At 51.2% G+C, this 1096-nt stretch carries 1 rRNA gene; it reads left to right on the top strand.

Features of this window, described 5'->3' with window-relative positions:
- Positions 1 to 1096, top strand: a 23S ribosomal RNA gene (locus tag B5E67_RS15260); the annotation flags it as partial.

Consider the following 1096-nt stretch of genomic DNA (forward strand, 5'->3'; position numbering starts at 1 on the left):
GGGTAGAAATACCTGCGGGGTACGGACTGCTTTTAGGACTTAAACTGTTAGCCGAACGGCATGGGAAGGCCGGTCAGAGAGTGTGAGAACCACGTAGGCGAAAACGGTGAGAGCTGCGCAGAATCCAGAGTACGGCCGGACACGTGAAACCCGGTCGGAATACGGGGGGACCACCCTCCAACCCTAAATACTACCCAGTGACCGATAGCGTATAGTACTGTGAAGGAAAGGTGAAAAGAACCCCGGGAGGGGAGTGAAAGAGAACCTGAAACCCTGTGCCTACAAGCACCTAGAGCACGTCAAAGTGTGATAGGGTACTTTTTGTAGAACGGTCCGGCGAGCGATTGTACGTAGCAAGGTTAAGGTCTTAAGGACTGGAGCCGAAGCGAAAGCAAGTTTGAAAAGGGCGATAAGTTACGTGCAATGGGCCCGAAACCGGGTGACCTACCCATGATCAGGCTGAAGTGGAAGTAAAATTCCATGGAGGGCCGAACCGACCTCCGTTGAAAAGGCGGCGGATGAATTGTGGGTAGCGGAGAAATTCCAATCGAACTCGGAGATAGCTGGTTCTCCCCGAAATAGTTTTAGGACTAGCCTCATTTTAGATACCTGGAGGTAAAGCACTGAATAGCCTAGCGGCCGAGAGGTTAGCGAAGCTTATCAAACTCAGAATGCCAGAGTATTGATGAATGGGAGTCAGACAGTGTCAGATAAATGTCATTGTCAAAAGGGAAACAGCCCAGATCTACAGCTAAGGTCCCAAAGTCAGGTCAAGTGGAAAACGATGTGAAGATACGCAGACAACCAGGATGTTGGCTCAGAAGCAGCCACTCATTTAAAGAGTGCGTAATAGCTCACTGGTCGAGCGTCTTTGCGCGGAGAATTTAACGGGGCTAAACCTGACACCGAAGCTTAGGCAACATCGCAAGATGTTGGGTAGGGGAGCGTTGTATGAGCGGCGAAACGGTAGCGTGAGCGGCCGTGGAGTTCATAGAAGTGAGAATGCCGGAATGAGTAGCGCGAATGCAGTGAGAATCTGCATGGCCGAAAGCCTCAGGTTTTTGGAGGAAGGTTCGTCCGCTCCAAGTTAGTCGGG

Source organism: Faecalibacterium sp. An122, from assembly GCF_002160895.1.
Classification (GTDB): Bacteria; Bacillota; Clostridia; order Oscillospirales; family Ruminococcaceae; genus Faecalibacterium.